The organism is Vibrio sp. SBT000027 (assembly GCF_963894355.1).
In the GTDB taxonomy this organism is placed as follows: domain Bacteria; phylum Pseudomonadota; class Gammaproteobacteria; order Enterobacterales; family Vibrionaceae; genus Vibrio; species Vibrio splendidus.
Genome location: NZ_CAWQGD010000004.1, coordinates 265,409 through 281,919 on the forward strand (window position 1 = coordinate 265,409; position 16,511 = coordinate 281,919).

Here is a 16,511-nt window from a genome sequence, read left to right on the forward strand (position 1 = left end):
GAGCATGTCTAAACCACTAGCTATCACAGATGTGGTACTTCGTGACGCGCACCAGTCACTATTTGCTACTCGTATGCGTATCGAAGATATGCTGCCAATTGCGGCAGAACTGGATAAAGTCGGTTACTGGTCTTTAGAGACTTGGGGCGGCGCAACGTTTGATTCGTGTATTCGTTTTCTAGGAGAAGATCCGTGGGAGCGTTTGCGTGAGCTGAAAAAAGCGATGCCAAACACACCAATGCAGATGCTACTGCGTGGTCAAAATTTATTGGGTTACCGTCACTACGCGGATGATGTAGTAGAAAAATTTGTTGAACGTGCCCATAAGAACGGCATGGACGTATTCCGTATTTTTGATGCGATGAATGACGTACGTAACTTTGAAACAGCAGTGAAAGCAACGATTGATGTTGGTGGTCACGCTCAAGGTACGTTGTCTTACACAACCAGTCCGGTTCACAACTCAGATACTTGGGTTGATTTGGCTAAACGCCTAGAGGATCTAGGTTGTCACTCACTATGTATCAAAGATATGTCAGGTTTATTAAAGCCCTATGAAGCCGAAGAACTGATTACACGTATCAAATCATCGTGTGACGTTCCTCTAGCGTTGCATAGCCACGCGACAACAGGTCTATCGACTGCAACAGCGGTTAAAGCCGTTGAAGCGGGTATCGACATTCTAGACACCGCTATTTCTTCAATGAGCTGTACTTACGGTCACACGCCAACCGAAACGGTTGTTGCGATGTTAGAAGGTACAGAGCGTGATACCAATCTTAAGCTTGATCAGATCGAACCCATCGCGGCTTACTTCCGTGATGTACGTAAAAAGTACGCGAAATGGGAAGGTCAGCTAAAAGGTGTTGATTCACGTATCTTGATTGCTCAGGTTCCTGGCGGCATGTTAACCAACATGGAAGGCCAGCTTAAAGAACAGGGCGCAGCCGATCGTATGGACGAAGTGCTCGAAGAGATCCCTCGCGTACGTAAAGAGCTGGGTTACATTCCTTTGGTAACACCTACTTCTCAGATTGTTGGTACTCAAGCGGTTATCAACGTTTTAACGGGTGAGCGCTACAAGAGCATCACTAAAGAGACTGCTGGTCTACTGAAAGGTGAATACGGTCAAGCGCCTGCTGAGGTTGATGCTGAACTGCAAGCGAAAGTGTTAGATGGTGCAGAGCCAATTACGTGTCGTCCTGCTGATTTACTTAAGTCTGAAATGGATACGTTAACGACAGACCTTTTAGAGAAAGCGAAATCAGATGGTATTTCTCTCGCTGAAGATACCGTTGATGATGTGCTGACATACGCACTTTTCCCACAAGTCGGCCTTAAGTTCCTTAAGAACCGTCGTAACCCTGAAGCATTTGAACCTGCACCAACTGCAGAAACGGCAGCTCCTGCTGCGGCACCACAGCCTGTTGCAGGTAGCATTGAAAGCTACAGTGTGAAGGTTGATGGCCAAGTTTATGATGTTGAAGTTGGCCCTCAAGGCGAACTGACATCAGTATCTCCATCAGTGAAACCAGCACAAGCGTCTCAAGCAGCACCAGCTGCGGCTTCTGATGCAGAAGCGGTTCCAGCTCCATTAGCAGGCAACATCTTCAAAGTTATCGTTCAGCCTGGTGCTGAAGTGGCTGAAGGCGATGTGCTACTGATCTTGGAAGCGATGAAAATGGAAACGGAAGTTCGTGCTGCTCGTGGTGGTATCGTTCAGGAATTGAATGTTAAAGAAGGCGATGCAGTTACTGTAGGCGCTCCACTACTAAGCTTAGCGTAAGGGAGTACCATGGAAGGATTGATGACCTTATGGTCTGAAACAGGGATTGCTAACTTTGAGTTCGGCCAGATTTGTATGATGCTGGTAGGTTGCTTATTGTTGTTTTTGGCAATTCGTAAAGGATTTGAACCGTTACTTTTATTACCGATTGGTTTTGGTGCTGTATTAGCAAATATTCCAAATGCTGGGTTTACTGATCCCGGTGGTTTGCTTTACTACGTTTACTACATTGGTATTGAAACGGGTATTTTCCCACTGCTGATCTTTATGGGTGTTGGTGCAATGACGGACTTCGGTGCGTTGATTGCTAACCCTAAAACGTTATGGCTGGGGGCTGCGGCTCAGTTTGGTATCTTCGCAACGCTATTTGGTGCGATCTTGCTGAACTATGTTCCAGGAATGGAATTCTCAATGGCAGATGCTTCGTCAATTGCGATCATTGGTGGTGCCGATGGCCCAACCGCGATCTTCTTGGCGAGTAAGTTATCTCCTGACCTACTAGGTGCCATTGCAGTTGCGGCTTATAGCTACATGGCTTTAGTTCCTATTATTCAGCCACCTATCATGAAAGCGCTAACGACGCCGGAAGAACGCAAGATTAAGATGGCGCAGTTACGTCACGTTGGTAAAGCCGAGAAGATCCTTTTCCCGCTTGCTGTACTACTGATGACGATTCTGTTCCTACCTTCAGCAACACCTCTAGTAGGTATGTTCTGCTTGGGTAACTTAATGCGTGAAGCGGGTGTGGTTGATCGCCTTTCAAAAACAGCTCAAAACGAACTGATTAACGTCGTAACTATTTTCCTTGGCCTAGGTGTCGGTTCTAAGCTTCAAGCGGACACGTTCTTGAACTTAGAGACGCTGGGTATTTTAGGTTTAGGTGCGGTGGCGTTCAGTATTGGTACGGCGGGTGGCGTGTTAATGGCGAAGTTGCTTAATCGCTTCTCTAAAGAAGACATCAACCCATTGATTGGCGCGGCCGGTGTATCAGCGGTTCCGATGGCGGCTCGTGTTGTAAACAAGGTTGGCCTTGAGGCAAACCCTCAAAACTTCTTGTTGATGCATGCGATGGGCCCGAACGTGGCTGGTGTACTTGGTAGTGCGGTTGCGGCGGGTATTCTATTAGCTCTAGTGGGTTAGTAGGTTCCTAGGTCACGTATCGTTACGTTAATTGGTCGTCAATTTACGAATGAGCGGTTAACTTAGCCTTATTAAATGGTTTATAGTCAAAGGGATGCTTTCGCATCCCTTTCTTTTTATCAATTAGGGTGCTTGCTCATTAGGGCTTTTATCAATCAAGGAAATGTGGAAATGGAAAATAAACAGATAGCGATTACTCAATTCGGCGGCGTCGAAAACCTCAGTATTCAAACCAGTGCTATTCCTGAGCCTAAAGCCGGGGAGGTCGTGGTTAAAGTTTCTTTTTCAGGCATTAATCCGATTGATGTCAAAACCCGTGCTGGCCTTGGTTGGGCTGCAGCACAGAACAAAGATAACCTGCCTTGGGTACCTGGTTACGACATTTCAGGGCAAATTGTCACCCTAGGGGATCAGGCTGAGCGCTTTACGGTTGGCGACAACGTGGCAGGCTTTATTGGTTTCCCACTGCAAGGTGGCGGTTACAGCCAATATGTGTGTGTCCCAGAAGCGGCATTAAGCATGGTTCCTGATTCGGTGACTCTAGAAGCGGCTGCTGCATTACCACTAGCCAGCCAAACGGCAGCCCAAGCACTCAACAAAGCTGAAGTGAAAGAGGGCGATCGCGTACTTATCTTAGCGGGTGCTGGCGGCGTTGGTCATCTAGCGGTTCAAATCGCCGTGGCAGCGAAAGCCGAGGTTTATACAACTTGTAGCGAAGCGAATCTTGATTACTTAGCAACGCTAGGCGCTCATGCGATTAACTATAAGTTTGCTCCGGCATCGGAAAGAGTCTCTGATGTTGATGTGCTGATTGATTTGGTCGGTGGCGATACCGCACTCGATGCATTGAAGTGTCTAAAAGATGGCGCAAGAGTGGTGACAGTCCCAACTTTATCTGCAGAATTGATCTGCGAAAAAGCAACATTATTAGGCTTTACTGCATCAGGCATGCTGGTTGAGCCAAACCCAGAGCAAATGGACACTATGCTGTACATGGTCAGTGTCGGATTGCTCAAAACAGAAATTCAAGGTATCTACCAGTTAGACGAAGCGCAGTCAGCTCATCTACAGGTTGAAACCGGACACACCAGAGGCAAGTTACTACTTAAAATGCAAGAAGGTTGATATGCAGTGCTAGAGTTTTTTAATTCTCTGTTTGAAAACATAGCGCTGTGGTTCTCTGACTCGGCGCTGTGGGTACTCTTTATTAGTGGCTTCTTGAGTGCCACATTATTGCCCGGGGGATCAGAAGCGAGCCTTGTGGCAGCCTTGAGCTTAGATCAGTTCTCAACATCATCGATCATTCTTCTGGCGACACTCGGTAATACTTTGGGGGGCCTGACCAACTATTGGATTGGTTTATGGTTGCCTAATCGAACTCAATCTGAAAAGCATGGTCATAAGGCTATGGCTTGGCTGAGCCGTTATGGTTACTGGACACTGTTATTCAGTTGGTTACCCATCATTGGTGATCCTTTGTGTCTGGCTGCGGGTTGGCTGAGAATGAAATTTATCCCTAGCGTTATTTTGATAGCGATTGGCAAAGCCGCTCGCTACAGCTTACTTGCTGCTATCTACTTCGGTTTTTTCTAAGGAGAACCTATGAAAAAGGTTTTACTTGGTACATTTTCTCTTATCGCCATTGCTGGCTGTTCTTACAATGTACCTAGCTCAACACCCTTCTTTTCCTCGTTACAGGAAGGCGTCACTCTGTTAGAAGAGGTTAAGCCTTCTAAAGATAAAGTCGTGATTCCTTATGCGAAGTATCAGCTTGAAAATGGCTTGACCGTTATTCTTTCTCCTGATGATTCTGATCCACTTGTTCATGTTGATGTGACCTATCATGTGGGTTCTGCTCGTGAACAGATTGGCAAATCAGGCTTTGCTCACTTCTTTGAACACATGATGTTCCAAGGCTCAGAGAACGTCGGTGATCAACAGCACTTCAAGATTATCACCGAAGCAGGTGGTTCGTTAAATGGCACCACCAATCGTGACCGAACTAACTACTTTGAAACCGTTCCTTCTAACCAACTTGAAAAAATGTTGTGGTTAGAATCAGACAGAATGGGTTTCTTGTTAGATGCGGTTTCTCAAAAGAAATTTGAGGTGCAAAGAGGCACGGTTAAGAATGAGCGAGCGCAAAGCTATGAAAACCGCCCTTACGGTTTGATGTGGGAGCGCATGGGAGAAGCACTGTATCCAGAAGGTCACCCTTACTCGTGGCAACCTATCGGTTATGTTGAAGACTTAGATCGTGTTGATGTGAATGACCTTAAGGCATTTTTCTTACGTTGGTATGGCCCAAACAATGCCGTGTTAACGATCGGTGGTGATATCGACGTTGATGACACGCTAGAGTGGGTTAACAAGTACTTTGGCCCTATCCCTCAAGGACCTGAAGTTAAGGCGGCAGAGAAGCAACCTGCAGTGCTGACTGAAGACAAGTACATCACCTTAAAAGATAATATTCGTCAGCCGATGGTGCTTGTTGGTTGGCCAACAACGTATCGTGGTGAAGAGACGCAGGCTTCATTGAATGCACTGTCCAACGTGTTAGGTTCTGGCACCAACAGTTACTTGTATCAAAACCTCGTAAAAACGCAAAAAGCAGTGAGCGCAGGATCTTTCCATGATTGTGCTGAGCTTGCATGTACCATGTATGTGTATGCGATGGGTAATTCAGGTGAAAAAGGCGATTTGACGGTTCTGAACAAAGAGCTGATGGATACCTTAGATCAATTCTCGAAAGAGGGCGTTGAACAAGAGCGTTTAGACCAGATCACTGGTATGGCAGAAGCGGATGCAGTTTTTGCACTGCAAAGTGTTAAAGGCAAGGTTTCACAGCTTGCGTCTAACCAAACCTTCTATGGTCAGCCGGATCGCATTGAATCGCAACTCGATCAAATTCGAGCGGTTACTCCAGAAAGCGTAAGTAAGGCATACCAAGATTTCATCGAAGGCAAGCACAAGGTTACGTTGAGTGTGGTTCCTAAGAAAAAACTCGACTTAGCGGTTCGTGAGGCTACCTTTACCACACCTGCACGTACCCTTCCTGAATACAGCAAGGTGACGGAAGACCAACTGGATTTCAGAAAGGCGCCAAACACATTTGATCGCAGCGTGATGCCAGAAGTGAACTTTGGTGTTGAAGCGACCATGCCTGAGTTGTACCGCATGCACTTTGCAAACGGCACTGACTTGATTGGTACCGTGACCAGTGAAACGCCGACAGTACAGCTGCAAATTCAACTGCCTGCAGGCGAACGCTATGTTCGTAAAGGTCAAGAAGGCTTAGCGAACCTAACGGCTTCGATGATGGAAGAGGGGTCGACTAAACGAACGGTTGAAGAACTACAGGCGACCTTAGATAAGCTTGGCAGTAGCGTTAGCATTGGCGCAGGCAGTTATACCACGGATATCTCGGTTTCAACGCTAGAGAAAAACCTGCCTCAAACCTTAGCGATCGTACAAGAGGTTCTGTTTGAGCCTAAGTTTGATGAGCAAGACTTTGAACGTGTTAAGAAGCAGATGCTTGAAGGTGTTGTCTATCAGCATCAACAACCAAGCTGGATGGCTTCTCAAGCAACCCGTGAAGTGCTATTTGGTGACAGTATTTTTGCTCGAGCAAGCGATGGCACCAAGGCGTCTCTATCGGATCTAACCTTAGATGATGTGAAAAAATTCTATGCACAACACTACACACCGGAAGGTGCCAATATTGTTGTTGTGGGAGACATCTCGAAGAAAGAGGTGGGAAAACAGCTACAATTCTTTGAACAGTGGCAAGGCGATGCGGCACCACTAACGCGTCCTCAGATCATCAAAGAGCTTTCAGGACAGCACCTGTATTTAGTTGATAAACCGGGTGCACCGCAAAGTATTGTTCGTTTAGTGCGTAAAGGTTTACCTTTCGACGCGACGGGTGAGTTGTATTTGAGCCAGTTAGCCAACTTTAACTTAGCCGGTAACTTCAATAGCCGTATCAACCAGAATCTACGTGAGGACAAAGCCTACACTTACGGTGCGAGCGGTTACTTCGCGAGTACTCGTGAAACTGGTGCGGTAGTATTTAGTGCTCAAGTGAGAGCCAATGCGACGGTTCCATCGATTCAAGAGTTTATCGCCGAGCTAAATGAATTTAGTCAGAGTGGATTAACTGACGAAGAGGTGAAATTTATGCGCCTTGCCGTCGGTCAACAAGATGCGCTTAAATACGAAACGCCAAGTCAAAAGGCTGGATTGTTGAGTAATATTGTTGCATTGAGCCTTGATGAAGATTACCTACAACAGCGTAATCAGATAGTTGAAACGGTTTCAAAAGAGACCTTAAACGAGCTATCGAAGAAATGGTTTGACCCGAATGATTATCAAATAATTGTTGTTGGCGACGCGACTTCGCTTCGTCCTCAACTAGAAAAGTTAGATATTCCAATAGAAGAGCTTGAAATCATTCGTTAGAGTACACATTAAAGGGGGAGGGAAAAGACTCTATTTTTCTCCTCCAACCTAATTTATGATAGTTCTAATCAGAACGATATAAGATAAGTGAACTGAATTTTGACTGATTTTGCTGCGCGACTAAAGCAAGTTGCAACCAACCCTAAGACCTTCTCTCAATTTGGTCGTGGTGTTGAAAGGGAAACGTTACGCTACACGGAAGATGGGCATCTTGCGACTGGGCCGCACCCAAAGGCTTTGGGATCTGCGTTGATGAACGGATGGGTAACGACCGATTTTTCTGAGTCGCTACTGGAGTTTATTACGCCTGTTTCTAACGACGTTCCGACGCTTTTGAATCAGTTGTCTGATATCCATCACTTCACACAAACCAAGTTAGATGGCGAAAAGATGTGGCCGCTTTCTATGCCTTGTTACGTAGGCAGTGAAGATTACATTCAGCTAGCGCAATACGGCACCTCTAACAACGGCAAAATGAAGACGCTATATCGTGAAGGCCTAAAGCGCCGTTACGGTAGCCTGATGCAGATTATTTCTGGTGTTCACTTCAACTTCTCTTTCCCAGAAAGTTTTTGGGATAGCCTGTTTGGAGAGCAAACAGAAGAAACGCGTTGTGAAGCTAAGTCAGATGCGTACTTTGGTTTGATTCGTAATTATTACCGTTTTGGTTGGTTAATCCCATATTTCTTCGGTGCTTCACCTGCACTATGTCCTTCTTTCATCAAAGGAAGAGAGACAAAGCTACCTTTTGAGAAGGTTGGCGAGACACTGTATCTGCCAAAAGCAACGGCACTTCGCCTGAGTGATCTTGGCTACACCAATAGTGCTCAAAGCGTATTAAAGATTGGCTTCAACAGCCTAGACCAGTACCTTGAAGGTCTGAACCAAGCGATTCGCACGCCATCAGAAGAGTTTGCTGAGATTGGCACTAAGGTTGATGGTGAATACCGTCAATTGAATAGTAACGTTCTTCAAATCGAGAACGAGCTTTATGCGCCAATTCGCCCTAAGCGCGTGGCGAAAAGTGGTGAAAAACCATCGGAAGCACTGGCTCGTGCTGGTGTTGAGTACATCGAAGTTCGTTCTTTGGACGTAAACCCATTCAGCTCAATTGGTATCAATGAGCAACAAGTTCGCTTCCTCGATCTATTCTTAACTTGGAGTGTTCTATCTGACTCTGCTGAGATGGATAACTGCGAACTTGAATGCTGGCGCGATAACTGGAACAAGGTGATCTTAGAAGGTCGTCAGGTTGGTTTAGAACTCAAGATTGGTTGTGATGGCGAGAGACTGTCTCTACAAGATTGGGCTAAACGCGTATTCAAAGATCTTCGTGTTATCGCTGAGTTGATGGATGCTGAGCAAGGTGGTCGTGCATACCAAGAAACGTGCGATACGCTTGAAACTTGGATCGATAACCCAGAGCTGACTATTTCTGGCCAGTTGCTAGAAGAGACCAAAAAATTAGGTGGCTTGGGTAAAGTGGGTTGTGCGTTAGGAAAAACGTACGCTCAGCAACACAAAGCACACCAATATAAAGTTTACTCAGCTGAGTTGATGGAAGCGGAAGTTCAACGCTCTGTGATTGCTCAGCAACAAAGTGAAGAAGCAAGCACTCAAGATTTTGACAGCTTCTTAACGGATTATTTTTCGTATTTAAAAGCATAGCGAGACTTTGGTGGAAAGGAAGCAAGCCTTATTAGGCCAGCCTAAACGCGTAAGTGGAAAATGGTTGCCAGTAGTGACTGTTGGTGTTGTCTCTAGCCTATTGGTTGGATGTGCAACGCCACCGCCAAAGCAGCAAGATAACTTGTGTAGCATCTTCAGAGAACACCCGTCGTGGTATGAAGATGCACTCGATATGCAAGAAGAGTGGGGTACGCCGATCAACGTAGCGATGGCTTTTGTGAAACAAGAGAGTAGCTATCGTCATGATGCGCGCCCACCTAAAGATTACATTCTTGGCTTTATTCCGTGGGGACGCGTGAGTAGTGCCTACGGTTATGCACAAGCTCAAGACCCTGCTTGGGAAGATTTCCAAAAGGCGACCAATAACGGTGGCTCAAGAACCAATTTTGATGATGCATTGATGTTCATCGGTTGGTACACCAGCGAGACGCGTCGTCAGCTTGGTATCTCACTATGGGATCCGTATAACCAATACCTGGCTTATCATGAAGGTCGTGGTGGCTATAAGCGCAAGTCATACAATAGCAAACCATCGTTGATTAAGGTGGCGCGCAAAGTCGAACAGCAAGCAAAAGATTATGGATGGCAGCTTAAACAGTGTCGTAAAGAACTAGAAGACAATAGAAGTTGGTTTTTCTAAAGCCAACCGTCATGGAGAAGAGCAATGCCTTTATTAGATAGTTTCACTGTTGATCACACGCGCATGAACGCACCTGCAGTTCGTGTAGCTAAAACAATGCAAACCCCAAAAGGGGATACCATCACTGTGTTTGACCTGCGTTTTACTGCGCCAAACAAAGACATCCTATCTGAGAAAGGTATCCATACTCTAGAGCACCTTTACGCAGGATTTATGCGTAATCAATTGAACGGTTCAGATGTAGAGATTATCGATATTTCACCAATGGGCTGTCGTACTGGTTTCTACATGAGCCTAATTGGTACGCCTTCAGAGCAGCAAGTAGCAGACGGTTGGTTGGCTGCAATGCAAGATGTGCTGAAAGTTGAGAATCAAAATAAGATCCCTGAGCTGAACGAGTACCAATGTGGTACCGCGGCAATGCACTCTTTGGATGAAGCTAAAGATATCGCTAATGCGATCATCGCTGCCGGTATCTCTGTAAACAAAAATGATGAACTGGCACTGCCAGAGTCGATGCTTCAAGAGCTTAAGATCGACTAGTCATTGTTAGTTCACCTTGAATACGCTTCACTCTAGATACATTTCACTCTAGAGACAGAGCGAGTTAGATACTAAAAGGCCCGGTTCAATGAACCGGGCCTTTTTCGTCAACGTATTTTAGGACGAGACATATTTTAGGGTTAGGCAGTTGTCGCAGTGAGCTTGTGATTACTCACTTAGTTATCCCAGTCCAGCAAACCACTTTTATCCGTTAACGATCTGCGGGAACACGCGAACGAGCTTGATACGGTTCTCTTCGAGTTCGACAATTTCCATTGGATGACTCGCAACCTGAACACTCAGGTGACTTTCTGGAATGTCTTCAAGGTGTTCCAGTATTAAACCATTAAGTGTTCTTGGGCCGTTTGTAGGTAGTGTCCACTGCAAGCCTTTGTTTATGTCACGGATATTGGCGCTGCCTTCAATCAAGAAGCTGCCATCGCTTTGCGGTGTGATCTCTTCAGATAAGCTTGGTGCAATTGAGGTCGTAAACTCACCAACGATTTCTTCTAGAATATCTTCAAGGGTAACCAAGCCGTTGATATCGCCATACTCATCCACAATCAAACCTATGCGCTGTTTATTGCGCTGAAACTTAAGTAGTTGGATATTGAGTGGTGTCGCTTCAGGAATAAAGTAGATCTCATCCGCAGCACGCAACAGTGTCTCTTTATTGAATTCGTTCTTTTCAAGCATCAAGCGGTAAGCTTCTCGTAACCTAAGCATGCCAACCACTTCATCTATCTGGTCACGATATAGCACAATACGCCCATGAGGGGAGTGAGTTAATTGGCGAACGATAGATTTCCAGTCATCATTGATGTCGATGCCAGTGATTTCATTTCGAGGCACCATGATGTCGTTCACGGTCACGTGTTCTAAATCTAAAATAGATACCAACATATCTTGGTGGCGTTGAGGTATTAGGCTTCCCGCTTCATTTACCACGGTTCTCAGCTCTTCAGAGCTTAAGTGGTCGGTCGCATCGTGGCGGGCTTTAACACCTAAGATACGAATAAAACCGTTGGTAATGAAGTTCACCAATATCACCAATGGTGACAGTACCTTCATCAGTATCATTAAAAGGATACTACTGGCGTAAGAGACACGCTCTGGAAACAGGGAAGCGATCGTTTTTGGGGTTACCTCGGCAAACACGAGGATCACGAGAGTCAGGACACCGGTAGCAATCGCTACGCCGATATCCCCGTAGATGCGCATACCAAGAATAGTCGCGATCGCAGACGCAAGAATGTTGACGAGATTGTTGCCGATGAGAATGAGGCCGATCAATCTGTCTGGGCGGTTCAGAAGTTTTTCTACGCGTTTGGCACCTTTATGACCCGTATTGGCCAAGTGCTTTAAACGGTAGCGGTTCAAGGACATCATGCCCGTTTCGGAACCAGAGAAATAACCAGAAATTACAATGAGACACGCGAGTAGCGCAAATAAGATACCCGTTGATATGTCGTCCAAAACTATTCTTTTCCTATTTGTGTATCTTGATTAATTTATGACCGAACATGGTCGAGATGTCAATTGAATCTAACGGACTCAATATTTTAAAGGCAAGGTGTGTGAGACATTGCCTTCATTTTACAGACTAATTCAGGATGATTTCCTGAACGAAGCGGCTACCGAAGTAGGCTAATGTGAGCATGCTGGCACCGGCAAGTGCGAACCAAGTGACTTTTTGTCCACGCCAACCTTTCTGATAGTGACCCCATAGAAGGATGGAGTAGATAACCCAAGCAATAAAAGACAATACAGCTTTGTGTGCTTTTCCTTGAGCAAACATATCTTGTACGAAGATAAGGCCTGTCAATAAAGTACCTGTTAATAAGCCATTACCGATCAGAATGATCTTGAAAAGCTGTCTTTCCACCATCATTAAAGGAGGTAGGTTAGGGTTTATTACTAACGCTTTTTTCTTTTTAAGTTTGTGATCTAGCCACGCAAGTTGTAGGGCGTATAGCGCACCGATAGTCAACGTCGCGTATGAGAACAAAGCCAAAGAGATGTGCAGTAGCAGCTTTGGGTCATTCTCTAGATGTTTGATGAACGTGCTTGAAAGAAAAGTGGCAGCCATTAGATTTAGAGCTGCGAAGCTATAAACAACCGGCAAGATGAACCACAAACGGGTTTTGAGCATCGCACCGCTCATGACCAAAGAGATGATTAAACTGATCAATGAAGCAACGTTCAAGATACTGAGGTTTTGGCCACTGGCATTAAAAATTAAATCGCCAAGCAACCAAGCATGGAAAGCTAAAGCAAGTAATGCGCTGATAAACACCGTTTTTACGCGGATTCCTGTTTGGTGCACGAGACCTGGAATGATCGTGGAAATCGCCATTGTATAAAGAAAGGCCGCTGCGATCGCAATAAGACTGTCCATGGTATCCATTTAAATGATTACTAATTGGCGAATTATACCTCGCATCGCTCTTTGGGGCTATGGTGAACCTCATTCAATTCCAAGTGAATAATGTCTCACATCACAAGCGTGGATGATTAACGCTCTACAACGGGTATGACTCTAATCCGCGCTAATGTATACTCACAGTAATAGTCGCAGTTTTGAGCGAAGAGAAAACTATGTTTGATAATTTAACGGATCGTCTATCCAAAACGCTGAAGAACATCAGCGGTAAAGGTCGTCTGACCGAAGACAATATAAAAGAGACGCTGCGTGAAGTACGTATGGCGCTACTTGAAGCCGACGTTGCACTGCCCGTTGTCCGCGATTTTGTTAAGCGCGTAAAAGAAGGCGCTGTGGGTGTTGAGGTTTCTAAATCTCTAACACCTGGTCAAGAATTCATTAAGATCGTTCAAGCTGAGCTTGAAGCGGTGATGGGTGAGTCTAACGAGGCTCTTGACCTAGCAGCACAGCCGCCAGCTGTTATTTTAATGGCAGGTCTACAAGGTGCGGGTAAAACCACATCGGTAGGTAAGCTATCTAAGCTCCTGACTGAGCGTGACAAGAAGAAAGTTTTGGTTGTGTCTGCCGACGTTTACCGTCCAGCGGCAATCAAACAGCTTGAAACGTTAGCAAGCGATGTTGGCGTCGACTTCTTCCCATCTTCAGCTGATCAAAAGCCTCTTGATATTGCAAACGCTGCAATCGACCATGCGAAGAAGAAATTCTACGACGTGCTAATTGTCGATACTGCTGGTCGTTTGGCTATCGATGAAGAGATGATGGGCGAGATCAAAGAGCTTCATACTGCGATTAAACCAGTAGAGACTCTGTTCGTTGTTGATGCAATGACTGGTCAAGATGCTGCGAACACTGCAAAAGCTTTTGGTGATACGCTACCACTAACCGGTGTTATCTTGACGAAAGTTGATGGTGATGCGCGAGGTGGTGCTGCACTGTCTGTTCGTCATATCACTGGCAAGCCGATTAAATTCTTAGGTGTTGGTGAAAAGACTGACGCACTAGAGCCATTCCACCCAGATCGTGTTGCTTCTCGTATCTTAGGTATGGGCGACGTACTGTCTCTTATTGAAGACCTACAGAAAAACGTTGATACCGAGAAAGCAGAGAAACTGGCTAAGAAGTTCAAAGAGAAGAAAGGCTTTGACCTTGAAGACTTCCGTGAGCAGCTTGGTCAGATGAAAAACATGGGCGGCATGATGGGCATGATGGATAAGCTTCCAGGTATGTCTCAGCTACCAGACAACGTTAAAGATAAAGTTGATGACAAGATGTTCAAGCAAATGGAAGCGATCATCAACTCTATGACAATGAAAGAACGTCAGCGTCCAGACCTAATCAAAGGCTCACGCAAAAAGCGTATTGCTGCAGGTTCTGGTACGCAGGTACAAGATGTAAACCGTATGCTTAAACAGTTCACTCAAATGCAGAAGATGATGAAGAAAATGCAGAAAGGTGGAATGAAAGGCATGATGCGCAACATGCAAGGCATGATGGGCGGCGGTGGAGGTATGGGCGGAATGGGTGGTGGTTTTAACCCGTTTGGTCGATAATCTACAAATGTAAGCTTTAGCTACGTTACTTTTCATAGTGTTAGCCGTGTCACAGAAAGTGTCCGGTTGCTATGTTGGTGAAAAAATAGCTAAAGCCCTTGCATTGCACCGGAATAAGAGTAAAATTCCGGGGCTTTAATTTGGCACGAGACCCCAAGCTATTTACTTATACTTGGGGTTAATTATTTTATTAAGAAAGCAAAGAGGACGACATGGTAACCATTCGTTTGGCACGTCACGGTGCAAAGAAGCGCCCATTTTATCAAATCGTAGTTGCGGATAGCCGTAACTCTGTAACTGGCCGTTTCATCGAGAAAGTAGGTTTCTTTAACCCTACTGCTCAAGGTCAAGAAGAAGGTCTACGTCTAGACCTAGATCGTGTTAACCACTGGGTTGGTCAAGGCGCATCTCTATCTGATCGTGTAGCTAAGCTAGTTAAAGACGCTCAAAAAGCGGCTTAATTCTTTTTTAAAGAGAAATAGCTTATGTCGATGAAGGGTAAAGAAACGATGAGCGAGCAAAATAATAGAATTGTCATGGGTAAACTTGGGTCTACCTATGGTATTCGTGGCTGGCTTAAAGTGTTCTCCTACACAGACAATGCTGAAAGCATATTTGATTACAGCCCTTGGTATTTAAACCAAAAGGGTAAGTGGGTTGAGTACAAAGTTGAGAGCTGGAAACGTCATGGCCAAGGTTATGTATGTAAGCTAGCGGGATTAGATGTTCGTGAAGACGCGCAACTGATGACTAACTTTGAAATTGCTATTGACCCTGCTTCGTTACCTGAATTGTCAGAAGATGAATTCTACTGGCGCGAATTGTTCGGTATGCAAGTTTTTACCACTAAAGGTTACGACCTTGGTGAGGTCACTGACCTATTAGAAACTGGCTCGAACGATGTTCTAGTAATTAAAGCAAATCTTAAAGATGCTTTTGGCCAAAAGGAACGGTTAGTACCGTACCTTGAAGAGCAAGTGATCAAGAAAGTTGATCGCGAAGCTCGCCGGATCGAAGTTGACTGGGATCCTGGATTCTAACTCCAAATTACAGAGCGAGAGAACACATGTGGGTTGGCATTATTAGCCTGTTTCCTGAAATGTTCCGTTCTGTTACTGATTTTGGAGTAACAGGTCAAGCGGTTAAAAAAGGTCTTTTATCTATTGAGACATGGAATCCTCGCGATTTCACTCATGATAAACATCGCACTGTTGATGATAGACCTTACGGTGGTGGTCCTGGCATGTTAATGATGGTTCAGCCTTTGCGCGATGCTATCCAAACTGCCAAGCAAGCAGCACCGGGAAAGACGAAAGTAATCTATCTTTCACCTCAAGGTCGTAAACTCGACCAGAAAGGTGTTGAAGAGTTGGCAACAAACGAGAACTTGCTTCTTATTTGTGGTCGCTATGAAGGGGTAGATGAGCGCATTATTCAATCTGAAGTCGACGAAGAATGGTCGATTGGCGATTTTGTGATGACGGGTGGCGAACTGCCAGCCATGACGTTGATTGATTCAGTCTCTCGGTTTGTTCCGGGTGTACTTGGAGATTTCGCTTCAGCAGAAGAAGATTCTTTTGCAAATGGTTTGCTAGATTGTCCCCATTATACGCGCCCTGAGGTGCTAGACGATAAAGATGTGCCATCGGTACTCAAGTCTGGAAACCATAAGGACATTCGTCGCTGGCGATTAAAACAATCGTTGGGCCGAACTTGGCTAAGAAGACCAGAGCTCCTGGAAAACCTAGCTCTGACTGACGAACAGGAACAATTACTGGCTGAATTCATTAAAGAGCAACGCTCTTAACGAAAAGCAAGCAGTAACCTATTAAATTTAGTATCAGTTTATTCTAGGAATTTATACAAATGAGCAACATCATCAAGGCTCTTGAAGAAGAGCAACTAAAATCAGACCTTCCTAAATTCGCACCAGGTGACACTGTTGTAGTTCAGGTTAAGGTAAAAGAAGGTGACCGTGAGCGTCTACAGGCTTTCGAAGGCGTTGTAATCGCTATTCGTAACCGTGGTCTACACTCTGCATTCACAGTTCGTAAGATTTCGAACGGTGAAGGCGTAGAGCGTGCGTTCCAAACTCACTCTCCAATGGTTGATAGCATCGAAGTTAAACGCCGTGGTGCAGTACGTCGTGCCAAGTTGTACTACCTACGTGAGCGTTCTGGTAAGTCAGCTCGTATTAAAGAGAAGCTTACTAAGAAGTAATTCTTTTTGCATTCTATCGATAAAAGCGGAGCCATTTGG

The 16,511-nt window shown here is 45.3% G+C and carries 15 protein-coding genes; 13 read left to right on the plus strand and 2 right to left on the minus strand.

Annotated features, from left to right (window positions below):
* Nucleotides 1–4: 4 nt before the first annotated feature.
* The 8 genes from oadA to luxS all read left to right on the plus strand — a co-directional run bounded on the left by oadA (nucleotide 5) and on the right by luxS (nucleotide 10,259).
* On the plus strand, nucleotides 5–1,786 hold the full coding sequence (oadA, locus tag AACU28_RS11240; RefSeq protein ID WP_121602947.1) for a sodium-extruding oxaloacetate decarboxylase subunit alpha: 1,782 nt from the start codon (nucleotides 5–7) through the stop codon (nucleotides 1,784–1,786).
* A 9-nt stretch (nucleotides 1,787–1,795) separates the two neighbouring features.
* Nucleotides 1,796–2,926: a sodium ion-translocating decarboxylase subunit beta gene (locus AACU28_RS11245; RefSeq protein WP_004735495.1), complete on the plus strand. Its 1,131-nt coding sequence runs from the start codon at nucleotides 1,796–1,798 to the stop codon at nucleotides 2,924–2,926.
* A gap of 171 nt (nucleotides 2,927–3,097) precedes the next feature.
* Complete coding sequence (locus tag AACU28_RS11250) at nucleotides 3,098–4,051, plus strand: NADP-dependent oxidoreductase (RefSeq protein ID WP_121602948.1); 954 nt, start codon at nucleotides 3,098–3,100, stop codon at nucleotides 4,049–4,051.
* Between the two features lie 6 nt (nucleotides 4,052–4,057).
* Complete coding sequence (locus AACU28_RS11255) at nucleotides 4,058–4,519, plus strand: YqaA family protein (protein WP_004735497.1); 462 nt, start codon at nucleotides 4,058–4,060, stop codon at nucleotides 4,517–4,519.
* A 9-nt stretch (nucleotides 4,520–4,528) separates the two neighbouring features.
* Nucleotides 4,529–7,387 carry a M16 family metallopeptidase gene (locus AACU28_RS11260; protein WP_121602949.1) on the plus strand — a complete coding sequence of 953 codons (2,859 nt, stop codon included), beginning with the start codon at nucleotides 4,529–4,531 and terminating at the stop codon, nucleotides 7,385–7,387.
* Between the two features lie 99 nt (nucleotides 7,388–7,486).
* The gene (gshA, locus tag AACU28_RS11265; RefSeq protein WP_102448381.1) at nucleotides 7,487–9,055 is read left to right on the plus strand and encodes a glutamate--cysteine ligase; all 1,569 of its coding nucleotides are present in this window, start codon (nucleotides 7,487–7,489) and stop codon (nucleotides 9,053–9,055) included.
* Nucleotides 9,056–9,065: 10 nt separating this feature from the next.
* Nucleotides 9,066–9,716: a transglycosylase SLT domain-containing protein gene (locus AACU28_RS11270; protein ID WP_004735500.1), complete on the plus strand. Its 651-nt coding sequence runs from the start codon at nucleotides 9,066–9,068 to the stop codon at nucleotides 9,714–9,716.
* A gap of 24 nt (nucleotides 9,717–9,740) precedes the next feature.
* Nucleotides 9,741–10,259 (plus strand): S-ribosylhomocysteine lyase, encoded by a 519-nt coding sequence (luxS, locus tag AACU28_RS11275; RefSeq protein ID WP_017079953.1) that lies wholly within the window; start codon nucleotides 9,741–9,743, stop codon nucleotides 10,257–10,259.
* 204 nt (nucleotides 10,260–10,463) lie between these two features.
* On the opposite strand, the gene AACU28_RS11280 is transcribed toward luxS, so the two are convergent.
* Nucleotides 10,464–11,735 carry an HlyC/CorC family transporter gene (locus AACU28_RS11280; RefSeq protein ID WP_004735502.1) on the minus strand — a complete coding sequence of 424 codons (1,272 nt, stop codon included), beginning with the start codon at nucleotides 11,733–11,735 and terminating at the stop codon, nucleotides 10,464–10,466.
* Between the two features lie 127 nt (nucleotides 11,736–11,862).
* Nucleotides 11,863–12,657, minus strand: a complete 795-nt coding sequence (locus AACU28_RS11285; protein WP_017079954.1) for a cytochrome C assembly family protein — start codon at nucleotides 12,655–12,657, stop codon at nucleotides 11,863–11,865.
* 200 nt (nucleotides 12,658–12,857) lie between these two features.
* Between AACU28_RS11285 and ffh the strand changes: the two genes are divergently transcribed.
* The 5 genes from ffh to rplS all read left to right on the plus strand — a co-directional run bounded on the left by ffh (nucleotide 12,858) and on the right by rplS (nucleotide 16,472).
* Complete coding sequence (gene ffh, locus AACU28_RS11290; protein WP_004735506.1) at nucleotides 12,858–14,252, plus strand: signal recognition particle protein; 1,395 nt, start codon at nucleotides 12,858–12,860, stop codon at nucleotides 14,250–14,252.
* A gap of 212 nt (nucleotides 14,253–14,464) precedes the next feature.
* Complete coding sequence (rpsP, locus tag AACU28_RS11295; protein WP_004735508.1) at nucleotides 14,465–14,713, plus strand: 30S ribosomal protein S16; 249 nt, start codon at nucleotides 14,465–14,467, stop codon at nucleotides 14,711–14,713.
* Between the two features lie 24 nt (nucleotides 14,714–14,737).
* Entirely contained in the window at nucleotides 14,738–15,292 is a 555-nt protein-coding gene (rimM, locus tag AACU28_RS11300) for a ribosome maturation factor RimM (protein WP_004735510.1), read from the plus strand.
* Nucleotides 15,293–15,318: 26 nt separating this feature from the next.
* Entirely contained in the window at nucleotides 15,319–16,059 is a 741-nt protein-coding gene (gene trmD / locus AACU28_RS11305) for a tRNA (guanosine(37)-N1)-methyltransferase TrmD (RefSeq protein WP_004735512.1), read from the plus strand.
* Between the two features lie 59 nt (nucleotides 16,060–16,118).
* A complete protein-coding gene (gene rplS, locus AACU28_RS11310; RefSeq protein WP_004735514.1) occupies nucleotides 16,119–16,472 on the plus strand; it encodes a 50S ribosomal protein L19 in 354 nt (117 codons plus the stop codon).
* The last annotated feature ends 39 nt before the right edge of the window (nucleotides 16,473–16,511 follow it).

Bases quoted from the DNA above. Each gene is read 5' to 3' on its own strand.
- AACU28_RS11250 (WP_121602948.1), top strand. From the start codon at position 3,098: ATGGAAAATAAACAGATAGCGATTACTCAATTCGGCGGCGTCGAAAAC.
- rimM (WP_004735510.1), top strand. From the start codon at position 14,738: ATGTCGATGAAGGGTAAAGAAACGATGAGCGAGCAAAATAATAGAATT.
- ffh (WP_004735506.1), top strand. From the start codon at position 12,858: ATGTTTGATAATTTAACGGATCGTCTATCCAAAACGCTGAAGAACATC.
- rpsP (WP_004735508.1), top strand. From the start codon at position 14,465: ATGGTAACCATTCGTTTGGCACGTCACGGTGCAAAGAAGCGCCCATTT.
- AACU28_RS11285 (WP_017079954.1), bottom strand. From the start codon at position 12,657: ATGGACAGTCTTATTGCGATCGCAGCGGCCTTTCTTTATACAATGGCG.
- AACU28_RS11260 (WP_121602949.1), top strand. From the start codon at position 4,529: ATGAAAAAGGTTTTACTTGGTACATTTTCTCTTATCGCCATTGCTGGC.
- trmD (WP_004735512.1), top strand. From the start codon at position 15,319: ATGTGGGTTGGCATTATTAGCCTGTTTCCTGAAATGTTCCGTTCTGTT.
- AACU28_RS11245 (WP_004735495.1), top strand. From the start codon at position 1,796: ATGGAAGGATTGATGACCTTATGGTCTGAAACAGGGATTGCTAACTTT.
- oadA (WP_121602947.1), top strand. From the start codon at position 5: ATGTCTAAACCACTAGCTATCACAGATGTGGTACTTCGTGACGCGCAC.
- luxS (WP_017079953.1), top strand. From the start codon at position 9,741: ATGCCTTTATTAGATAGTTTCACTGTTGATCACACGCGCATGAACGCA.
- rplS (WP_004735514.1), top strand. From the start codon at position 16,119: ATGAGCAACATCATCAAGGCTCTTGAAGAAGAGCAACTAAAATCAGAC.